Here is a 20253-nt window from a genome sequence, read left to right on the forward strand (position 1 = left end):
TGTCGGGTGACCGACCAGAAGGTAATTTCGGGGCCCACGTCATCGTCGTGGAGCTCCGATGCCGAGGCAGTTCATCCCCTGGTCCGTAAAGCCGCGGCATGGAGCTGGCGGCTGCTGATCATCTTCGGCGCGTTGCTCGCGGTGGGGATGCTCGTGCAGAGGTTCGCCACGGTGGTGATCCCGCTGGCCATCGCGTTGCTCGCCGCCGCGCTGCTCGCGCCCCTGGTCGACTGGATGCAGCGGGTGGGAATCCCGCGCTCGCTCGGCGTGTTCGTCGCGCTGCTCGGGTCGATCGGGCTGCTCGCGGGGGTGTTGACCTTTGTCGTCGAACAGTTCGTCGACGGTGTGCCCGGACTGTCCAACGAGGTCACCAACAGCGTGCACAAGGTGCAGGACTGGTTGATCAACGGTCCGCCGCACCTGAGCGATCAGCAGATCCGCAGCGCGGGCGACACCATCGTGCGCACCATTCAGGACAATCGCGAGAGCCTCACCAGCGGTGCGCTGACCACCGCCACCGCCATCGGCCATATTCTCACCGGCGCGTTCCTGATCCTGTTCATCCTCATCTTCTTCCTCTACGGCGGAGATCAGATCTGGAACTTCATCACCCGGATCATCCCCACCGCGCACCGCGAAAAGGTCCGCACCGCTGGCGAATTGGGCTTCGGCACGTTGGTCGGGTTCGTGCGCGCCACCGTGGTGGTGGCTGCGGTCGACGCGATCGGGATAGGAGCCGGGCTGGCGATTCTGCATGTGCCACTCGCTCTGCCGCTGGCCTCGCTGGTGTTCATCAGTGCGTTCATCCCGATCATCGGCGCGTTCTTCGCCGGGTTCGTCGCGGTGTTCATCGCGCTTGTCACCAAGGGGCCGGTGACCGCGCTGATCGTGCTCGGCATCATCATCGCGGTGATGCAGCTGGAAGGCCATGTGCTGCAACCGCTGCTGCTCGGCCGGGCCGTGAGCATCCATCCGCTGGCCGTGGTGCTGGCCATCACCGCCGGTTTGGTCGTGGGCGGGATCGCGGGAGCGCTGCTCGCGGTGCCGTTGATCGCGGTGGGCAACACCGCGATTCGGTACCTGCTCGCCGACAGCCCGGCGGAGGCCTTCGGCGAATTGGTCGCCACCGAGGAACGAAAACGGTTCACCGCCGAGCCCGACAAACCGGAGCCCCCAGGCCGTTTCGACGTGGCGAAACGGCTGCGCAAGGAAGAAGCCGAGTCCGGCGATGCGGACCCACACAGCTGAGCTGAGCTCGGCCGATGCCGCGACCGCGCCGCTGTGGCGGGCCGCGCAGGCGTTTCGGCTGGTCACGCTGCTGTATGCGATCGGGCAGCAGATCGCTTCGGTGTCGTATTACGAGCATCCGCGCCTGAGCTGGATGCTGATCGCGGTGATGGCGATCTGGTCGGGCAGCTCGGCGCTGCTGCTGTCGCAGTGGTATTTCCCCGAGGCGACCGGGCAGATCCGCGGCTGGGTGGTGTTCGGCGATCAGGTGGTGACGATCGCGCTGATCGCCTCGACTCGGCTTGTCGCGGACTACGATTGGTATCACGGGCATCAGACCTTGCCGACCACGTTGTGGATCGCGAACTCGGTGATCTCGATGGCGATTCTGCGCGGTCCGGTCGCGGGTGTTGTCGCGGGACTGGCGATGTCGGCTGTCGTGGTGACCGTGCGCGATCAGTGGGGACAGGACGTGTGGGGCGATGCGACCGCGCCGGTACTCGTTTCGGTGGGGTTGGCGCTCGGGCTGGCGGCCAACACCGCCAGGCGGGCGCAAGGACAGCTCGAGCGGGCGTTGCGGATCACGGCGGCGGCGCAGGAGCGGGAGCGGTTGGCTCGCGAGGTGCACGACGGGGTGTTGCAGGTGCTCGCGTTCATCAAGCGGCGCGGTGGCGAGATAGGCGGGCCCGCACAGGAACTCGCGCAGCGAGCGGGGGAGCAGGAGGTGGCGTTGCGGGTGCTGTTGTCCGAGCAGGCGGAGCTGCCCGATTCCGGTTCGGGGGAAGTGGATCTGCGACCGCTGCTCACCGCGCGCGCTACGCCGAAGGTGTCGGTGGCCACGCCGGGCGATCCGGTGCTCGTCGGACGGGTGGTCGCGCACGAGATCGCGGCGGCGGTGACCACCGCGCTGTCGAATGTCGCGCTGCATGCCGGGACCGACGCGAAAGCCTATGTGCTGCTGGAAGACACCGGCGATGTGCTGGTGGTGAGTGTGCGTGACGACGGTGTCGGGATCGCGGCGGGGCGCCTGCGAGCGGCCGAAGCCGAAGGGCGGATGGGGGTTTCGCGGTCGATCGTCGGCCGGATCGAGGCGCTCGGCGGTAGTGCCGAGTTGCTGGCCGAAGGTGAGGACCTGGGTACCGAGTGGGAATTCCGGATTCCGCGCCACCCGGCGCGCTGAGAAGAGGAGCAGGGCGATGCCGGTCATTACGGTGATGGTGGTCGACGATCATCCGATGTGGCGTGAGGGAGTCTCGCGCGATCTCGCCGAAGCCGGTTTCGAGGTGCTGGCCACCGCTGACGGCGTCGGGACGGCTGCTCGGCGCGCCGCGGCCGTGCAGCCGGCTGTGGTCTTGATGGATATGCAACTCACCGACGGCAACGGGGCCGCGGCGACCGCGGAGGTGTTGCGGGTTTCGCCGCACAGTCGGGTGCTGGTGCTGTCGGCTTCGGCCGAGCGCGACGATGTGCTCGACGCGATCAAGGCCGGGGCCAGCGGGTATCTCGTGAAGAGCGCTTCAGTCACCGAGTTGATCGACGCTGTCAAGGCTACTGCCGCAGGTCAGCCGGTGTTCACGCCCGGGTTGGCCGGGTTGGTACTCGGGGAGTATCGGCGGATGGCGACCGCGCCGGCAGCCGCTGATCAGCCGCATCGGCCGTCGTTGACCGAGCGGGAGACGGAGGTCTTGCGGATGGTGGCCAAGGGATTGTCGGCCAAACAGATCGCTACCCGGTTGAATCTCTCGCATCGGACGGTGGAGAACCATGTGCAGGCCACGTTGCGCAAGTTGCAGCTTGCCAATCGGGTGGAGCTCACGCGCTATGCGATCGAGCAGGGTCTGGAGTAGTCGTAGTGATTAGGGGTTTGCCCTGATGTGCTCGAGGTGAGTGTCTGGTTACCCTCGATGGTATGGGCGGTCCTGAATCCCTCTTCGTACCCGGCGCCGCGACGGCTGGTCCCGTCGGCGACCGTGAGCTGCGTGTTTCCGATGCCGAACGTGAACACGTCGGCCAGTTGCTACAGCGTGCCGTCGGGCTCGGCATGCTCTCGCTCGGGGAGTTCACCGAGCGGATGGACACCGCGCTGGCCGCCAAGACTCGTGGTGAACTCAACGCCGTGCTGGTCGACCTGCCCGGGATGCGGGTGGCGGGTACGCCGCAGCCCGCCGCGATGCCGCGCCCACGACACGTCCCGGTCCCGCCCGGCGGGTCCAATCCGAGTGCGATCCGTAGTCGGCTGTCGGGGGTTCATCGACGGGGACCGTGGCAGGTGCCGCCGGTGCTGCATCTCAACAACCTGATGTCCGGGGTGACCTTGGACTTCACCGAGGCGGTCATGCAGACGCAGATCGTCGAGATTCAGGTCGACGATTACTGCACGAGTTTGACGTTGCTTGTTCCGGCGGCGGCGACCGTCGACCTCAACGGTCTGGATTTGGTGGGGTCTTCGGCCAATAACAAGGTCCGCACTGGGCCGCCGATCGGACCGTTGCATCTTGTTGTGCACGGTCGGATTCGGTTCGGGTCGGTGACGGCGAAGTATCCGTTGATGGTTCAGTGGAGACGGTTCCTGGGTTCGTAGGGGCACATCCGGCTCGGGCTCGGCAGGCGGCTGCTCGGGGTGCGGTTCGAATTCGGGTAGGAACAGTGGGCAGGGCAGGGGTTTCTACTCATGTTCGGCGTTCCTCGCGCGCCGACTATTGGGTTATGAGTACTGGTATCGATCCCGCGCTGGTTGCGCGGCTCTCGGGTGAGTTCACCGCGCTCGGCGCCCGTATGGGGCAGCTGGGGGGCGATCTGGACGTGCTGTCCGCGCAGCTGCGGGCGGAGGTGTCGCCTGTCGCGGGTGCGGCCCACGATGCTGGCGGCGCGCACAGTGTTGCGAGACAGGCAGTTCCGGGTGCGGCTCCTGGGTATGTAGGTCCGGCTGGTGGCCCGGCGGAATGGCAGGCGGGTGTGCGGCACGGCGTGCCGATGGGTGCCGCGCCGTACGCGCCGAGTGGAGTGCCTGCGAATTGGGTGGGTCCGGCCGGGACGCACGGTGGCCGTGCTGCGCCGTACGGGTCGGGAGGGGTCCCGACGAATTGGATGGGTCCGACTCGGCCGCATGCTGGGCGTGCAGTGCCGTACGGGCAGGTAGGGCAGGCGACCCGGCCTGGTGCTGCGGGGTGGGTTGCGGGGCGTGGCGGGCAAGTTGGGCCGACGCGGGAGGCTCGGGTGCCGTGGTGGCAGCGGGAAGGGGTGATTTCTCGGGTGCTGGCGGTGGCCGGGGTCGGGGTGACCTTGGTCGGGGTGTTGATGCTTTTGGTGTTGGCCGCGCAGGCGGGGTTCTTCGGTCCGGGGGCGAGAGTTGTTGCCGGAGCTGGACTGTCGGTGGTGTTGGTTGGACTCGGCTGGCGGGTATTCGGGCGGCCGGGTGGTCGCGTTGGTGGAATTGCCTTGGTGGCCACCGGTATTGCCGGGTTGTATCTGGATGTTGTCGCGGTCACCGGGTATTACCGGTGGATTCCAGGTGGAGTCGGGCTCGCGGTGGCACTTGTGGTGGCGTTGGCCGGGGTGGGGATCGCGGTGCGGTGGCAGTCTCAGCCGTTGGCGGTGGGGGTGGTGTTGGGAGCGGCGGTGTTGTCACCGGCGTTGACCACCGAATTGATGTTGCTCGGGTTCTTGGTGGTGTTGCAGGCCGCGGGGGTTCCGGTGCAGATGCGCAGGGATTGGCCGGTGCTGCACGTGGCGCGCACCTTGCCGGTGGTGCTCGCCGTGCTGGGGATGGTGGTACTCAGCGGGATCGAGGGGGCGATCTCCGGCTCGGAGGCGCAGCAGCGACAAGGGCTGCTGGTTGCGGCGATCGCGTGTGCGGTGGTTGGGCTGGTAGGTGCGCTGCTCGCGGTGCGGCGCAGGTCAGGCGACATCACCGCGAGCATCACGCTCGCGCTGACCGCGCTGCCGGTGCTCGCCGCCGCCGTGCTGTTCGACCGCGTGGTGAGCGCTTCGATCACCGCGGTGCTGGCCACTGTGCTGCTCGGCCTCGCGGCCACCGCGCTGATGCCGCGTCTTTCGGCTGAGATCCATAGGCACGCGCAGTCGCCGGCGGGCGCCGCGAATGCCGCGACAGTTCCCGGTCCCGCGAATGCCGCGACAGTTCCCGGTCCCGCGAATGCCGCGACAGTTCCCGGTCCCGCGAATGCCGCGACAGTTCCCGGCCCCGCGCGTGCCGCGGTAGTTCCGGGTCCCGTAGGTTCAGGGCTTGCCGGACCGTTGCGGATTGCGCGGCACACAGCGCTGGTGGCGGGATTGACCGGAGCCGTCGCTCTGTTGCAGACCTGCACCATCGCAGCGGGCGGTCACCCTCGACTGCTCCCGACTCTGTTGTTCGCAGTGGGCCTCGCGTTTCTCGCGGTTGCCGCGGCGACTCGCACGCGGGTGGCCGCTGGGCTCGGAATCGCCTTCGCATTGCTTGGCGGGCTGGTGATGCTGGCGATCGCCACACCGGAAACGCTTGCACTGCAACGACTTGCCGACGACAAACTCGATGTCTCGACGGCGGTGGCCGCCGTGGTCGGGCTTGGCGTGGCGGCGATGGTGGCGTGGACTGTGCCGCGATTGCGACGGTGCGACGATCCCGCGCTTGTCACCGGTGTATGGATCACGGTGAGCATCGCCGGGCTGTACTCCGTGCTGGTCGCTGCGGTGTCGCTCGGCGTGTCCCTAGGCGGCGCGGACGGTTTCATTATCGGCCACAGCCTGGCGACCATCGTGTGGATGGTCGCGGCGACCGGCTCGCTGTTCTACGGTCTGCGCCGACTGTCGAGTTCGCCCGCAGTCGCGAAAGTCTGCCTGGTCTCCGGCCTGCTGGTCGCGGCGGCCGCACTGGCGAAACTGTTCCTATTCGACCTCGCGACCCTGTCCGGCCTGATCCGCGTCACGGCCTTCCTGGCGGTCGGAATCCTGTTGCTACTCACCGGAACCCGCTACGCCCGCGCCTTCGCCGACGCCACACCCCCGCGTCAGACCCCTTGAGAAACCGCAAACCCGACCCGGCCCGCAAACCTGATGTGCACGCTACTGAACTCCGTGCACAGCCTGGGCCGGGACAACATCCGTCCACCGGCGAAACCCGATGCTCCCGAACTCTCAGTCGTCCTCGCGTCGACGCAGAAGCTCGTTCACGCTGACAGTCCGGCCCTCGTTGCCGGAATGGCGACCCTCGTCCGCAGGTGTACCGCGGCGAGACGAGCGCAACTGAGCCATCCAGTTCTCGATCTCATTGCGGGTATCCGCCTGGGGTTCGCCGGATTCCGGTGCGGTGGAATCGGTTTCGACCGAGGCCGACGGGGCCGATTCGGCAGGCTCCGAGGGCGAGGCGGCGGGGGTCGGGACGGCGGTGAAACCGGAAGGCGCCTGCCACTGACCCGGGGTACCGGCCTGGTCGGTCGGTACCCCGTCGGCAGCTTCCCGACGCGGTGTTGCCAGTGAATCCGGCTGCCGGGGCGAAGGCGCAGTGTCGCGCTCGACCTCGGTGAATCCCGGTGGCGCCACCTGCGGACGCACCACGCCTGCCGGGCGAGTCGAATCCGGCTGGGCACCGGATGGATTCGACGCGTCGGAGAAATCGGCCGGGTGATCGACGGCGGGACGTGCGTTGTCCGCCGAGGAGGGCGTGACCGGCGAGAACCGCGGTCCGCTGTCCTGGTCGGGCGTGTTGAAACCGCGTGGCGTGCCGGGGCCCGTCATGCCGTTGTTCCACGGGGTGCTCGGCTGCGGTTCGACGGGCACCGCAGTGCCGAAAACGCTCTGCGGCGGGATCGGCGAATCGGGTGGCGTCTGCGCGCGATCCGCACTGCCAGGGTAGGACTCGGCACGATGCGTGCCGGGCGCCGCCGAGAGGTCATGGCTCGGTGACTCGAATCCCTGCGGGCTCGAATCCGTATCGCGCACTGTGGGATCGGCTTGGCCGGACGGATGGCTCGGCTCGGCCGGGGTGCCCGAATCGGGTGCAGGAGAGTCGGGCGCAACCGGCCTGAGATTCGACGCGGTCACAGGGCTGAATCCGTTGAAGGCTCCACTCGACGGGGTGTCGCCCGCGCGCGGTGCCGGTGTCGCCGCACTCGGCGGCGGCGTATTGACCATCCTCGGTGCCGCCGGTGGCACGATCCCGCGGGCAGGCGGGGTCACCATGCTCGGCCTGGCCGGGGGGACGATACTCGGCCGTGGCGGCAAATCCGCTGGGGGCGTACCGAATCCGGCGCCATCGCCGGTCTCGTTGGGCGTCGACACCCGAGGTGCCGGCGGCGTCTCGCCGATCACCCCGGGTGTGTACCCCGTGGGCGGCTGCACCCGCGCGGAGCCACGCGGCGCGACGCCGGTGACGATGCCGGGCAGATCGAGGCCGGACCCACTGTCGACCGGAGGCCGGGAAATCGAAGGACCACTGGGGGTTTCGGCGACACCGAAGTCGGCGTCCGGCGAACTGGTGTCGGCGGATCCGAAGCGGGAATCGTGGCCGAAGCTCGGTCCGGTGACGCCGGTTTCGCTTGGCGCGCCGGTGTCGCCGAACGATGAGCTGCCGCTGGGCGAATCGGCGGTGCGGTTCGTTGGGCCCAGCCCGTTGGTGGGGCGAGTGGCGCCGCCGGGACCGGTTTCGGGATCGCCGAGGTCGGTGAGGGGTGCGGGGGGCGTGCCGAAGCTCGGCCCCGAATAACCACGGTCTTCGTCCGCGGACGTATCGGGGGTCGAATCACCGTGTCCCTGAGTGGGATCCGGAGTATTCGGCTTCATGATCGGGAGAACCTGGGTCGGCTCGCCGGACACGTACTCCGGCAGGTCGAGACCGGAGTCCTCCTGCTTCGCCGCGTCTTCCTGATCGGCTTTCGCGGGTGTACCCGGCTTGACCACCGGCAATTCCCGCGTCGGCTCACCCGAGGACAACATCGAGGCGCGCGGGCGCGTCGGATCGGGTGACATCGGCTGGCGCGCACGTGCGGGCTCGGCGGATTCGGCATCGGTGATCTTGTCGATGCGCTGGGTCGGGGCCTCGGCCTCGATCTCGGCGACCGTGCGCGGCCTGCGGGGGGTTCGGGCCAGCTTGGAGTCGGGGACCACCGTCATCTGCATGGTCGGCGGGTCGGTGATCGGGGTGGTCTTCACCAGGTCGACCACGCCACCGTGTTCCGGGCGCTCGTCGTCGAGGATGGGTTCGCCGAGGCCGATCTTCTCCTGGATGCGCTTCATCCACTTCGGCGCCCACCAGCAGTCGTCGCCGAGCAGCTTCATGATCGCGGGGACCAGCAGCATGCGCAGGATGGTGGCATCGATGAACAGCGCCGCGATCATGCCGTAGGCGATGTACTGCATCATCACCATGTCGGAGAATGCGAACGCGCCGGTCACCACAAGCAGGATCAGGGCGGCGGCGGTGATGATGCGGCCGGTCTGGGCGGTGCCGATCCGCACGGCTTCGGTGGTCGACGCACCTTGGGCCCGTGCTTCCACCATGCGGGAGAGCAGGAAGACCTCATAGTCGGTCGACAAGCCGTAGATGATCGCGATGATCAGCATCAAGACCGGTGCGCTGATCGGCTGTGGCGTGAAGTTCAGGAGGGTTGCGCCGTTGCCGTCGACAAAGATCCACGTGAGGATGCCCAGCGTCGACCCGAGACCGAGCGCGCTCATCAACGCGGCCTTGATCGGCAGTACCAGCGAACCGAACGTCAGGAACATCAGGATCGTGGTGGTGACCAGGACGATCAGGATCATCCACGGCATCAGTTCCAGCAGCGTGTCGATGCTGTCGGCCATGAGTGCGGGCTGACCGGTGACATACATCGTGACGCCGTCGGGTATTTCGATCGCGCGCAGGTAGTCGATGGTCGGTTCGGCGTTGTTGGTGGGATCGACCAGGGTCGCCGAGGTGCGGAACACCTCGGGGTTGGTCGGCGACTTGACCGGCACTTCGAACGGGCCGACCAGTCCGGGAGCCTGGTTGGCTTCCTTCCAGACCTTGCCGATCGCATTGGTGTTGTCCGAGACGAAGACCAGCTGGATCGGGTCGGTCTTCTTCAGTGGGAAGACCTCATAGAAGTGCTCGAGCGCGGAACGAGTCTCGTTGTCCGGCGGGAGGTACTTCTCGTTGATGCCACCGAACGCCAGATCCTTGACCGGGATGATCAGCAACAGCAGACCGATGGTGATCGGGATGGCGATCTTGAGTGGGTGCCGCATGACCCAGCGGGTCGTGTTGCCCCAGAAGCCGTTCTCGACCTGCTCGGCGGTCTTGGTCTTGCGGAACCACTTGAGACCGAGCATGTCGACGCGCGGGCCTAGGATGCTCAGCATCGCGGGCAGGATCGTGACCGCGGTCAGTGCCGCCAGCGAGACGGCGGCGAGAGTGCCGTAGGCGACCGAGCGCAGGAATCCTTGCGGGAAGATCAGGATGCCGCCGATGCTGGCGATGATCATCGTCGCGGAGAACACCACTGTTCGTCCAGCGGTCATCACCGATCGCCGGACGGCGGCGCGCGTGGAGTAGCCCTCGGCTAATTCCTCACGGAAGCGGCTGACGATGAACAGGCCGTAGTCGATCGCGAGGCCGAGACCGATCATCGAGACGACAGCGGTGACGAAGAAGTTGACTTCGACGAAGTTGGTCAACACCATGACGATGCCGGTGGCGCCGATGACCGTCAAACCGCCGATGATCAGCGGCAACGCGGCAGCGACGATGCCGCCGAAGATGAAGAACAGCAGGATCGCCACCGCGGGGAGGGCCAGCACTTCCATCCGCTTGACGTCGTGGTCCATGGTGTCGGTCAGGGTGACCGCGATGGGCTGCAGGCCCGAGACCTCGACATCGACGCCGGGAATGTCGAAGACGCCTTGCACGGCACGGTAATTGGCCATCATGACCGTGTCGTTGTCACCGGCGATCGCGATGGAGGCGAACGCGTGCTTTTTGTCCTTTGACCCGAACGCCGACGGCACGGCGGGCGCGTCGCCCACCTTCCAATAGGCGCCGTTGATCTTGCCGATCTGATCGGGATGTTCGGCCAGGAGCGTCGTCAGGCTGCCGACGACCTTCTGCGCGAACTCCGGATCATCGACTGTTTTGCCCTCTGGGGCGTTGTACATGACGATCACGTCGGCCTGGTGGTCGCGCCCATAGGACCCGTCGGCGATCTGCGCACCCTGCACCGACTCCGAGCCCGGATCGAACCAGCCGCTCTGAGATAGCCGAGGGCCGAGCCCCATGCCGTAGGCACCCAGCGCCAACATCGCCCCACCGACAACAACGATGACGGCGAAGCGGAACCGATAGACCAGATCGCCCCAGCGGGTGAACACTTAAGCGACTCCTTGACCAGGGCGAGAAGTGAGTAGTGCCGACAGCGGCCGGAAAGGCTGCAGCCAGGCACCCTCGTCGGGCAGCGACTCGAGACTCACCCGCGGCAGCGGTTCCCGGAATACTCCCGGGATGTCCTCGAGGTCGACGAACCCGAGGGTATCCGAAGTGACGGCCCAACTCGCGTGCTCACGGAATCCGAGTACCTGAGCTGGGATTCCCTTGGCCGCGATGGCCTCCAGTGGTTCACGGAACGCCTGACCGTCGGCCGAGGCGACCATGATTCCGGCTAACCCACCGTCGCGTTGACGGGCCGCGATGTGCGCGAGCATGTCGGCATCGACATCGGAGTCTTCGTCGATCTTGGGCTTGGCGAACACCGCGAAACCGACGTTGCGCAGCGCTTCCACCCAGGGGCGGACCACGTCGGCGGTGCCGGGCGCGATATTGGTGAAGACGGTGGCCTCGGCCTCGATGCGTCCCTTGGAGGCGACCGAGATCTCAGCGGTGCGGGCAAGCAACCAGCGGCCGAGCGCGTCGAAACGGGGGCGATAGGCGGCGGTGGGACGTCCACCGAGGATGGCGCCGAGCCCCATGTCGAGGTTCGGCGCGTCCCAGACCAACAGGACACGTCGAACATCGGAACCGCTCAACGCCTCGGAACCGGAGCCTGCCTGGGCGGGCACCGGCATCTCGGGGGCGATCTCACTCACGCTCATCTGTCGATCTTCCCCCATATGAACTCGTTGATGGCGCTACCGGCGCGTAGGCCTTTGCCTTCGAACTTGGTGACGGGCCGTTCGAAGCCGATCGGCGCGGTAGTGCGGTTGGCGGCGCTGTCGCCACCGGTGGTGTCGTTCAGGCCGGTGAACAGCGGTTCCTTGGAGCCTACTTCGAGAATATGCTCGGCGTAATCCGCGTGGTCGGTGGCCACGTGTAGCACGCCGCCCGGCTTGAGTCTGCTGGCGATCAGGGCGAAGGTCGGCGCCTGGAGCAGCCTGCGCTTGTGGTGGCGGGCCTTCGGCCACGGGTCGGGGAAGAACACCCGAACGCCGATCAGCGACTCCGGGGCAACCATGTTCTCGAGTACGTCGACGGCGTCGCCGCGCAGCAATCGGATGTTCTCGATCTGTTCGCGCTCGATCTGCTGAACCAGCTGGGCCAGACCCGGCTGATACACCTCGATGCCGATCAGATTCAGGTGCGGTTCGGCCTTGGCCATGGCGGCCGTCGCGGTGCCGGTGCCGGTGCCGATCTCGATCACCAGGGGCGCCTCGCGCCCGAACCAGGCGTCGGCATCGACGGGATCGTTGGACACATTGCGCCCGATCACCGGCCACGTCTGGTCCCATGAGGCCTGCTGGTTCGGCGTCAGCGCGCCCCGCCGCGTGCGGAAGCTCGTGACGCGCGGGTACAGCCGGGAGCCGGTGAGCGAGCGTCGGCCCGCGTCGTTCGGCATCTCCGACAGCTTGTGGCTGGTCGGCTCGGCGTGGTCGGCGGCGTCGTTCACGTCGACCATTGTCCAGCATGCGCGCAGTTGCGTCGCAGGCGAGTTCGTGCGACCGCTGATCCGCCCAGGTCGGCAGAAGGTTCGCCCGGCCCCGGCTCGGCGCGGATCTGACACAATGCCCTCCGAAAAGGGGGTGTGCGCAATGCCGACAGTCACCGAATTCGCACAGACACGGCCCGCGGACCAGCTCGACGAGCTGATCGCGGTTCTCAGTGCAGGTCGCGGGGGTGATCCGGGGATCGCCGAACAGCTCGCGGACGCTGCCGCGCGCCGTCGTCGTCCGCTGCACATCCAGATCACGGGGCGCGCGCTCAGCGGGCGGACCACCGTGCTGGCCGCGCTGGCGTTGTTGTCGGCGCAGGAGACCGCGCCGGTCGATCAACCCGAGCTGCCCGACCCGGTGCTCGACGGCGATCTGGTCATCTATGTACTGGCCGGTGCGCCGCAGGCCGCCGACTATCGCCTGCTCGCCACCGTGCCGCCGGGTCGTGGTGTGGTGGTGCTCAACAAGGCCGACGCGGTGGGCGCGCGCTGGGGCGAGGCCGTGGCCGCCGCGCAGCGGCACGCGCAGGAACTGCAGCTGCCGATCGTGCCGATCGTCGCCTCGGTCGCCGCCCGGACCAGGGCGGGAGCGGTTGGCGCCGACGATCTGAGCGACCTGCGCAGGCTCGCGGTCGGGCCTGATGTGCCCTCGGTGCTGGCGGCCGATCTGTTCATCGGCAGCGGCTCCGACCAGGAGGCGCGCAGGCGACTGATCGCCAACTGGGATCTCTACGGCGTGGACTGCGCGCTGTCGGCCCTGCGCGCCGACCCCGATCTGCCCGCGTCGGCGATCATCCAGATCCTGCACTCCGCGAGCGGGATCGATCCGCTGCACAAGCTGGTCCACCGCCGGTATGAGCAGGTGGAAGCGGTGCGTGGCGGCGAACTGCTCGACGAGCTGACCCGGCTGGCCGCCCGCGCGGTCCCCGGCGACGGTGGCCGCGCCCGCGAGCTGATCGAGCACTATCTCGCCGGTGACGAAGCGCTCTGGGCCGGATTGTGCGCCGGATTGGCCTGCCCGCAGGTATCGCACCTGGCCGCCGGCTACCCGTCACCCGCGCCCGGCGACGCCGACGAAGCGCTCGCCCGCGCCACCCGCTGGCGTGCCGTCGTGTCCAGCGACATGCCCCCCGCCGCCCGGCGCGCCGCGCTGCGCGTCCACAACGGCTATGTCAGAGCCTGGGAGCGGATGTCCAGTGCAGGCCTCTGAGGTCCCGCCCGATCAAGGATCGCCCGACGATCCGGCCGCCCTGCCCTCGGCGGTGGACGCGGTGATCGACCGGTGGAACCCACAGGGTGGCGCGCTGCTGCGGGCGATGGCCGAGGCGGGCGAGGGCACCAGCATCACCTTCTACGCACCCGACGACGCCAACACCACGCTCCTTCGCACCGAACTCGCTCGCTTCGAACCCCGTATCGAGCTGACCGACCCGGCCGCGCTCACCCCCGAAAACCACCCGGCCGCTGCCCTGATCCTCTTCGACGCGGGCAGTGTCCTCGGCGCCGACATGTTCGCCCTGATCGACCGCCTCCGCGCCGCCGACCTGCGAATCCTGCTCGCCATGAACGGCTTTCACGCCTATCAGTACTGGCGCGTGACCCGCAGCCGCAACCTCGACCTGCTCGCCGCCCGTGGCATCACCGATCTCGACATCGTCGCCGTCTCGGCCCGCATGGCGGTGGCGGCCCGCAACGCCGACGACTCCGCCCTGCTCGACCGCTCCGGCGTGGCCGGCCTGCACGCGATCCTCACCGCGGCTACCGCCAGGGGCCCCTCCGATGGTGCCAAGCGCCGAACCGCCGTCCGTACCCGCGTGCTCGCGGACACCAGGACCAGGATCGACGAGCAGATCACCGCTCTGCGCTCTGGCACCGACACCGCCAGAATCAGAGAGGAACGCATCGGATTGGTCGCCGAGCGCGACGGCGGCCGCCAGAGCGGCCTCGCCGCCGTGCGCAGCCAGATCCAGCTCGCCCGCGTCGATCTGACCACCGAGATCGGCGCGATGGTGCGGGCGCTGCACGCCCGTTCCCGCGCCGAGCTCGACCGTTGTGACCGCGCCGAACTGCGCGCCTACCCGCAGCGCCTGCAGCAGGCAGCGGGTGAACTGTCGGTCGCGGTCGACGCCGTGATCGACGAGCGGGTGATCGAGGCTGCCCGCCGGATCGGCACCGCCGCGCCGACCACCCGTCGCCGAGATCCGGCCCCGCGGGTCGGCCCCGATCCGGACAAGAGACATCGTGGTGTCGAAGATCACCTCATGATCGCGCTCGGCGCGTCGGCTGGTGTCGGCCTCGGCCGGTTGATCGTGGCGCCGCTGTCGCTGGTCCCGACGCTCGACGTGGCGAGCGTCCCGGTGACGCTGCTGCTCGGCGCGGGCGCGGCCGCCTGGGTCGTGCGCGCCCGCGGCCAGCTCGCCGAACGCAATCACCTGGCCCAGTGGGTCTCCGAGGCGCTGGTGAATATCAAAGCCCAGCTCGAACAGCGTGTCGCCGGGGTGCTCGTTGACATCGAGGCTGAGCTGGCCGAGCACGTGGTGCGGGAATCGACCGCGCGGGCGGTGGCCGTGGACCGGCGTGTCACCGAGCTCGACGCGCTCGCGCGCAGGCTCGTCGCGGAGCGTCCCGCGCAGCTGATCGCGTGCGAGCGTGACATCGCCACGCTCGATCAACTGTGACCGTGGGATTGACCGATACACCTGTGGGTACCTGTTAGGGAGCCCGATGCCGTATCGGTCGTCATATCGCGTTAACCTTGAGGCAGGAACCTGGGCGTCCGCTCTTGCCAGTCGATGCGCGGCCACCGTCCGTGTACGGCCTTCCTCAGCCGTCTATCGGGGTTGTGCGACGGTTGGTCACTGCGGACGCCTTACCCGCCCAGGTGGCGATCGATGGATCGAACAACCGCCCATCTCAGGAGAGTTTTCATGACCTCAGCGACCATTCCTGGTCTTCGTGGATCCGACGGCAAGGCGCCGACCGAGCACAGTGAACTGCTCGCCTGGGTACAGGAAGTCGCAGAGCTCACCCAGCCCGCTCGCGTGGTCTGGGCCGACGGCTCCGACGCGGAATGGGATCGCCTGACCACCCAGCTGGTCGAGGCAGGCACCTTCAAGCAGCTCGACGAGAAGAAGAAGCCCAACTCCTTCCTCGCGCTGTCCGATCCCTCCGATGTGGCCCGCGTCGAATCGCGCACCTACATCTGTTCGGCCACCGAGGCCGAAGCCGGTCCGACCAACAACTGGGTCGACCCCGCCGAGATGCGCGCCACCATGACCGAGCTGTACCGCGGCTCGATGAAGGGCCGCACCATGTACGTGGTGCCGTTCTGCATGGGCCCGCTCGGCGCCGAGGACCCCAAGCTGGGCGTGGAGATCACCGACTCCGAGTACGTGGTCGTCTCGATGCGCGTGATGACCCGCATGGGTGCCGCCGCGCTGGACAAGCTGGGCACCGACCGCCCGTTCGTGAAGGCGCTGCACTCCGTCGGCGCGCCGCTCGCCGATGGCCAGGCCGACGTGCCGTGGCCGTGCAGCGACACCAAGTACATCACCCACTTCCCCGAGGACCGCGAGATCTGGTCCTTCGGTTCGGGCTACGGCGGCAACGCGCTGCTCGGCAAGAAGTGCTACTCGCTGCGCATCGCCTCGGCGATGGCCCACGACGAGGGCTGGCTGGCCGAGCACATGCTGATCCTCAAGCTGATCTCGCCCGAGAACAAGAACTACTACGTCGCCGCCGCGTTCCCGAGCGCCTGTGGCAAGACCAACCTCGCGATGATCCAGCCGACCATCCCCGGCTGGCGCGCGGAGACCCTGGGCGACGACATCGCCTGGATGCGTTTCGGCAAGGACGGTCAGCTCTACGCCGTGAACCCGGAGTTCGGCTTCTTCGGCGTCGCGCCGGGCACCAACAACAGCTCCAACCCCAACGCGATGGCCACCATCGACGCGGGCAACACCGTCTACACCAACGTCGCCCTGACCGACGACAACGATGTGTGGTGGGAGGGTCTCGAAGGCGACCCGCAGCACCTGATCGACTGGAAGGGCAACGACTGGACCCCCGAGTCCGAGGGTCACGCCGCGCACCCGAACTCGCGCTACTGCACCCCGATGTCGCAGTGCCCGATCCTGGCGCCCGAGTGGGACGACCCGCAGGGCGTGCCGATCTCGGCCATCCTGTTCGGCGGTCGCCGCAAGACCACCGTCCCGCTGGTGACCGAGTCGTTCGGCTGGGAGCACGGCGTGTTCATGGGCGCCACGATGGGCTCCGAGCAGACCGCCGCCGCCGAGGGCAAGGTCGGCACCGTGCGCCGCGACCCGATGGCGATGCTGCCGTTCCTCGGCTACCACGTGGGCGACTACCTCAACCACTGGATCGACCTCGGTAAGAACGCCGACTCGAACAAGCTGCCGAAGATCTTCTACGTCAACTGGTTCCGTCGTGGCGACGACGGCCGCTTCCTGTGGCCCGGATTCGGTGAGAACTCCCGCGTGCTGGAGTGGATCGTCGGCCGCATCGAGGGCCGCTCGGGCGCCACTGCCACCGCGGTCGGCAACGTGCCGACGGCTGCCGATCTCGACCTGGACGGCCTCGACGTGGTCGCCGCCGACGTCGACGAGGCGCTCGCGGTGAACGCCGACGAGTGGCGCAAGGAGATCCCGTCGATCGAGGAGTGGTTCGAGTTCGTCGGCGACAAGCTGCCCTCGGGCGTGCGTGACGAGTTCGAGGCACTCAAGGAGCGCCTCGGCTGATCTCCCCCGAAACAACAGAACCGCCCGTACCGTTTCGGTACGGGCGGTTCTGTTCGTCCACAGTTCGTCGGACGATTTCCTAGGACTCTTTCTGGGTACATCTGTCGGTGTCAGAGAGTCGCTGGTGGCGTCAGCGGTGATGTCGCCTATATTCGCTCTCGAGCTGAAACCCCTGCGAGACTCCTGTACCGCCCACGCGGTCAACGACGAGATCGACGCTGAGAGGTGGTTTGACGCATGACCGATCTGGTGACCGGATCCGAGTCCGACACCTATTCGAGCACGCCCCTGCAACGCGTGGCGGGCCGCCTGGAGCAGGTCCTGCCCCCGGGCTGGCGGGTCGAGGTCGTCGACCTACCTGCCCGGGGTGAGGTAGCCGCGCAGCCGGTACTCCGGGTCCATATGCCGGAGAACTAGGAAGAGGGCTACTCGGCGGTCCACCCCATGGGCATGAGGACGGACTTCTGCTCGCAGAACGCGTCGAGGCCTTCCGGGCCGTTCTCGCGGCCGATACCCGAGTTCTTGTAGCCACCGAACGGTGCGGTCGGGTCGAAGGCGTACCAGTTGATCGCGAAGGTGCCGGTGCGGATCCGGGCCGCCACCTCGACGCCGTGCTCGATATCGGTGGTCCACACCGAACCGGCGAGACCGTATTCGGAGTCGTTGGCGATGGCGATGGCCTCGTCCTCGGTCTCGTACGGGATCACCGAGAGCACCGGGCCGAAGATCTCCTCCTGGGCGATCGTGCTCGAGTTGTCGACGTCGGCGAAGATCGTCGGCTCCACGAACCAGCCGCGATCGACGCCCTCTGGCCTGCCGCCGCCGAGCACCAGTCGCGCGCCCTCGGCCTTGCCCTTGGCGATGTAGCTCTCCACGCGGTCGCGCTGCTTTTCGCTGATCAGCGGGCCGAGCACGGTCGCAGGATCGGTCGGGTCGCCGGTCTGCATGGTCTTCACGTGCGCGACCAACGCCTCGACGATCTCGTCATAGCGACTGCGCGGCGCGAGAATTCGCGTCTGCGCGACGCAGCCCTGCCCACTGTTCATCAGCCCGGAGAACGCGAGCACGGGAATGCTCGCGGCCAGGTCGACATCGGGCAGCACGATCGCGGCCGACTTGCCGCCGAGCTCCAGCGAAACCGTCTTGAGCTGCTCACCGGCCAGCGCGGCCAGCTTCCGGCCGACCGGAGTGCTGCCGGTGAAGGTCACCTTGTCGACGCCGGGGTGCCCGGCGAGGTACTCGCTGGCCTCGGCTTCGGCGGGCAGCACCGAGAGCACGCCGTCGGGCAGGCCCGCCTCGGTGAAGATGTCGGCGATGAGGTTCGCCGACAACGGAGTCAGCGGCGATGGCTTGAGTACCACGGTGCAGCCGGCCAGCAACGCGGGTCCGAGCTTGTTCACGGCGAGGAACATCGGGACATTCCAGGCGGTGATCGCGGCAACCACACCGCGCGGTTCCCGTGAGACACGCGAGGTTCCGAACAGGCCGACCCGAGTCTCGTTCCAGGCGAACGTCTTCGCGAGTTCGGCCAGCGCGTCAAGAGCCGCGACGGCGGGAATCTGGTTGAACGTCAAGGCCGCTAACGCAGGCGCGCCCATCTCCGCGGTGAGCGCGGCGACCAATTCCGGCGAACGCTGCTCGATCAGCCGGGCAACCTTGGTGAGTACCTCGGCTCGTTCCAGTGGGGGCGTCGATGGCCACGGCCCGCTGTCGAACGCGTCGCGCGCCGCGGCGACGGCCGCGTCGACATCGGCGTTCGTTACCGCGGGCACGCTGCCTACGGTCTCCTCCGTTGCCGGGGAGACCACAGAAATGCGGTCACTACCGGCGGGGGTGGTCCACTTCCCGCCGATGAACAGACTGTCGTAGTGCATGAGAACACGTTACAGTTTTGCGGGCGAATTGTCTGCAACCTGTTCTAATTCGCTGCGGCGCAACGACTGTGAACACCGCGAATTCCAACCTGTCGGTTCGCTTTTCGGGGAAACGCACTATTGCGTTCCGGTGGTGAAAAGGGGATGCTTTAGCTACTGATCAGCTCGCTCGATTCATTCCGACATAACAGCGAATTGGGGAGACCGACTCATGGCTGTGCAAGTGATCGGCCGATCGTTGATGACCAGCGACCAGACCGACCATCAAGCGAAAAGTGTGGGTAGTGGCGGATGGGTTGTCTCATTCCTGCCAGGCCGCACGCTCACGATCGAGCAGGCGACTGCCGCTATCCAGGCCGCTGAGGCGGTCGCGATGGTAGGCGCGCTGGCTGATCAGGTCGGCCTGACCACGTTGGAGACCGTAGGCCTGGCGATTCAGGAATCGCCGTGGGTCAGGGTGTTGCCCGAGCCGATGCGGAGGTCGCGGCGCTTGAGCTGGCTGGCGTGATCACGCTTTGGTTGCCACCACTACCAGGTTGCTGACCAGTAGCTCACGGATCACCGGAACTCGGACGAGCCACCAGGCCCAGCGCGGGTGATAACGCGGAAAAATAGTCCGCACGTCAGCTGAAGTCGTTGCCGCCCAGTGCAACCCATCCGCCGCCGTCACCGCGAACAGTGATCGGCCGAACCTGTTCTTCGGTTCGTATCCGTGCTTGCGCCGGTATCGGCGGGCCGCGAACTCGCCACCGAGGTAATGCCACAGGCCGGTTTCGTGACCACCGAAAGGTCCGTGCCACACCGTGTACGAGTACACGATGAGGCCGCCGGGCTTGGTCACCCGCACCATCTCGTCCGCCATCAGCCACGGCTGCGGCACGTGCTCGGCGACGTTGGAGGAGAAGCAGACGTCGAAGGCGTTGTCGCGGAAAGGCAATGCCATCCCCGACCCGCGCACCGAACCCGACACCCGCAGCCCGGCCGCGTGCATCTCCGACGGGTCCGGCTCCACCGACACGTAGCGCGCGCCCACCGCGGTGAACTCGTCGGCGAAGTAGCCGGGGCCGCCGCCGACGTCGAGGACCACGGTGCCGGTGAGGTCGCGGCCGGTGATGTCGGCGTAGAAGTCGCCGATCAGCTCGGCGCTGTCGGTGGCGATGCCGCCGTAGAAGCGGGCCGGGTCGGACTGCTCGAAGCGGAAGCTGGTGAGCAGGCGCAGCGAGCGGCGCAGGGTGGCGCGGCGCGCGAACCTGGATCGGTCGCGTCGCGCGACGGGCTGCTCGGTTCTCGGCTGGGTGGCGGTCGACACGGGCAGCAGTGTATTTGCAGACCAGTCGTGCGCGGCGGGTGGTGGGAGGTTCGGTGGGCGGGTTCAGGGCGAGATTTCATGGGTGCGGTAGTCCGGGAATGCACTGGCTGTGTTTTTGGAGCGCTGGCGCGCTCGAGCGCGGCCCCGGGGGGCCGCGAGTTAGCCGCCGTTGCTGGCGGCTGTGCCGCGGACGCAACGGC

The 20253-nt window shown here is 67.6% G+C and carries 15 protein-coding genes; 10 read left to right on the forward strand and 5 right to left on the reverse strand.

All coding sequences use genetic code 11. The annotated features are described in order from the left end of the window. The first annotated feature begins 6 nt into the window (after positions 1-6). The 5 genes from ACFXKN_RS32395 to ACFXKN_RS32415 all read left to right on the forward strand — a co-directional run bounded on the left by ACFXKN_RS32395 (position 7) and on the right by ACFXKN_RS32415 (position 6243). Entirely contained in the window at positions 7-1248 is a 1242-nt protein-coding gene (locus tag ACFXKN_RS32395; protein WP_378947827.1) for an AI-2E family transporter, read from the forward strand. Next, entirely contained in the window at positions 1229-2407 is a 1179-nt protein-coding gene (gene macS, locus ACFXKN_RS32400) for a MacS family sensor histidine kinase (RefSeq protein WP_378947831.1), read from the forward strand. The genes ACFXKN_RS32395 and macS overlap by 20 nt, the downstream gene beginning before the upstream one ends. Positions 2408-2423: 16 nt before the next feature. Continuing rightward, positions 2424-3074 (forward strand): LuxR C-terminal-related transcriptional regulator, encoded by a 651-nt coding sequence (locus ACFXKN_RS32405; protein ID WP_378947834.1) that lies wholly within the window; start codon positions 2424-2426, stop codon positions 3072-3074. A gap of 62 nt (positions 3075-3136) precedes the next feature. Further along, positions 3137-3808, forward strand: a complete 672-nt coding sequence (locus ACFXKN_RS32410; RefSeq protein ID WP_378947837.1) for a DUF1707 domain-containing protein — start codon at positions 3137-3139, stop codon at positions 3806-3808. A gap of 392 nt (positions 3809-4200) precedes the next feature. After that, positions 4201-6243: a DUF2339 domain-containing protein gene (locus tag ACFXKN_RS32415; RefSeq protein ID WP_378948237.1), complete on the forward strand. Its 2043-nt coding sequence runs from the start codon at positions 4201-4203 to the stop codon at positions 6241-6243. A gap of 114 nt (positions 6244-6357) precedes the next feature. Here ACFXKN_RS32415 and ACFXKN_RS32420 read toward each other — a convergent pair whose 3' ends face one another. From ACFXKN_RS32420 to trmB, 3 genes are read right to left on the reverse strand one after another with little or no spacing between them, the layout of a single operon-like run. Beyond that, positions 6358-10563: an MMPL family transporter gene (locus tag ACFXKN_RS32420; protein ID WP_378947841.1), complete on the reverse strand. Its 4206-nt coding sequence runs from the start codon at positions 10561-10563 to the stop codon at positions 6358-6360. After that, a complete protein-coding gene (locus ACFXKN_RS32425) occupies positions 10564-11280 on the reverse strand; it encodes an NYN domain-containing protein (protein WP_211300370.1) in 717 nt (238 codons plus the stop codon). Continuing rightward, a complete protein-coding gene (trmB, locus tag ACFXKN_RS32430; protein WP_378947844.1) occupies positions 11277-12080 on the reverse strand; it encodes a tRNA (guanosine(46)-N7)-methyltransferase TrmB in 804 nt (267 codons plus the stop codon). Before trmB ends, ACFXKN_RS32425 begins: the two co-directional genes overlap by 4 nt. A 133-nt stretch (positions 12081-12213) precedes the next feature. Between trmB and ACFXKN_RS32435 the strand changes: the two genes are divergently transcribed. The 4 genes from ACFXKN_RS32435 to ACFXKN_RS32450 all read left to right on the forward strand — a co-directional run bounded on the left by ACFXKN_RS32435 (position 12214) and on the right by ACFXKN_RS32450 (position 17287). Then, positions 12214-13323, forward strand: a complete 1110-nt coding sequence (locus ACFXKN_RS32435) for a hypothetical protein (protein WP_378947848.1) — start codon at positions 12214-12216, stop codon at positions 13321-13323. After that, positions 13310-14791, forward strand: a complete 1482-nt coding sequence (locus tag ACFXKN_RS32440) for a hypothetical protein (protein ID WP_378947851.1) — start codon at positions 13310-13312, stop codon at positions 14789-14791. The genes ACFXKN_RS32435 and ACFXKN_RS32440 overlap by 14 nt, the downstream gene beginning before the upstream one ends. Positions 14792-15040: 249 nt before the next feature. Further along, complete coding sequence (locus ACFXKN_RS32445) at positions 15041-16870, forward strand: phosphoenolpyruvate carboxykinase (GTP) (protein ID WP_378947854.1); 1830 nt, start codon at positions 15041-15043, stop codon at positions 16868-16870. Positions 16871-17107: 237 nt separating this feature from the next. After that, on the forward strand, positions 17108-17287 hold the full coding sequence (locus ACFXKN_RS32450) for a hypothetical protein (protein WP_378947857.1): 180 nt from the start codon (positions 17108-17110) through the stop codon (positions 17285-17287). An 8-nt stretch (positions 17288-17295) separates the two neighbouring features. Here the strand turns inward: ACFXKN_RS32450 and ACFXKN_RS32455 are convergent, their stop codons facing one another. Then, positions 17296-18744: an aldehyde dehydrogenase gene (locus ACFXKN_RS32455; protein WP_378947860.1), complete on the reverse strand. Its 1449-nt coding sequence runs from the start codon at positions 18742-18744 to the stop codon at positions 17296-17298. Positions 18745-18955: 211 nt separating this feature from the next. On the opposite strand from ACFXKN_RS32455, the gene ACFXKN_RS32460 reads away from it, so the two are divergent. Beyond that, on the forward strand, positions 18956-19252 hold the full coding sequence (locus tag ACFXKN_RS32460) for a hypothetical protein (protein ID WP_056823697.1): 297 nt from the start codon (positions 18956-18958) through the stop codon (positions 19250-19252). Here the strand turns inward: ACFXKN_RS32460 and ACFXKN_RS32465 are convergent, their stop codons facing one another. After that, positions 19253-20053: a methyltransferase domain-containing protein gene (locus ACFXKN_RS32465; protein ID WP_378947863.1), complete on the reverse strand. Its 801-nt coding sequence runs from the start codon at positions 20051-20053 to the stop codon at positions 19253-19255. Positions 20054-20253 lie beyond the last annotated feature (200 nt).

Source organism: Nocardia sp. NPDC059195, assembly GCF_042754695.1.
Taxonomy (GTDB): domain Bacteria; phylum Actinomycetota; class Actinomycetes; order Mycobacteriales; family Mycobacteriaceae; genus Nocardia.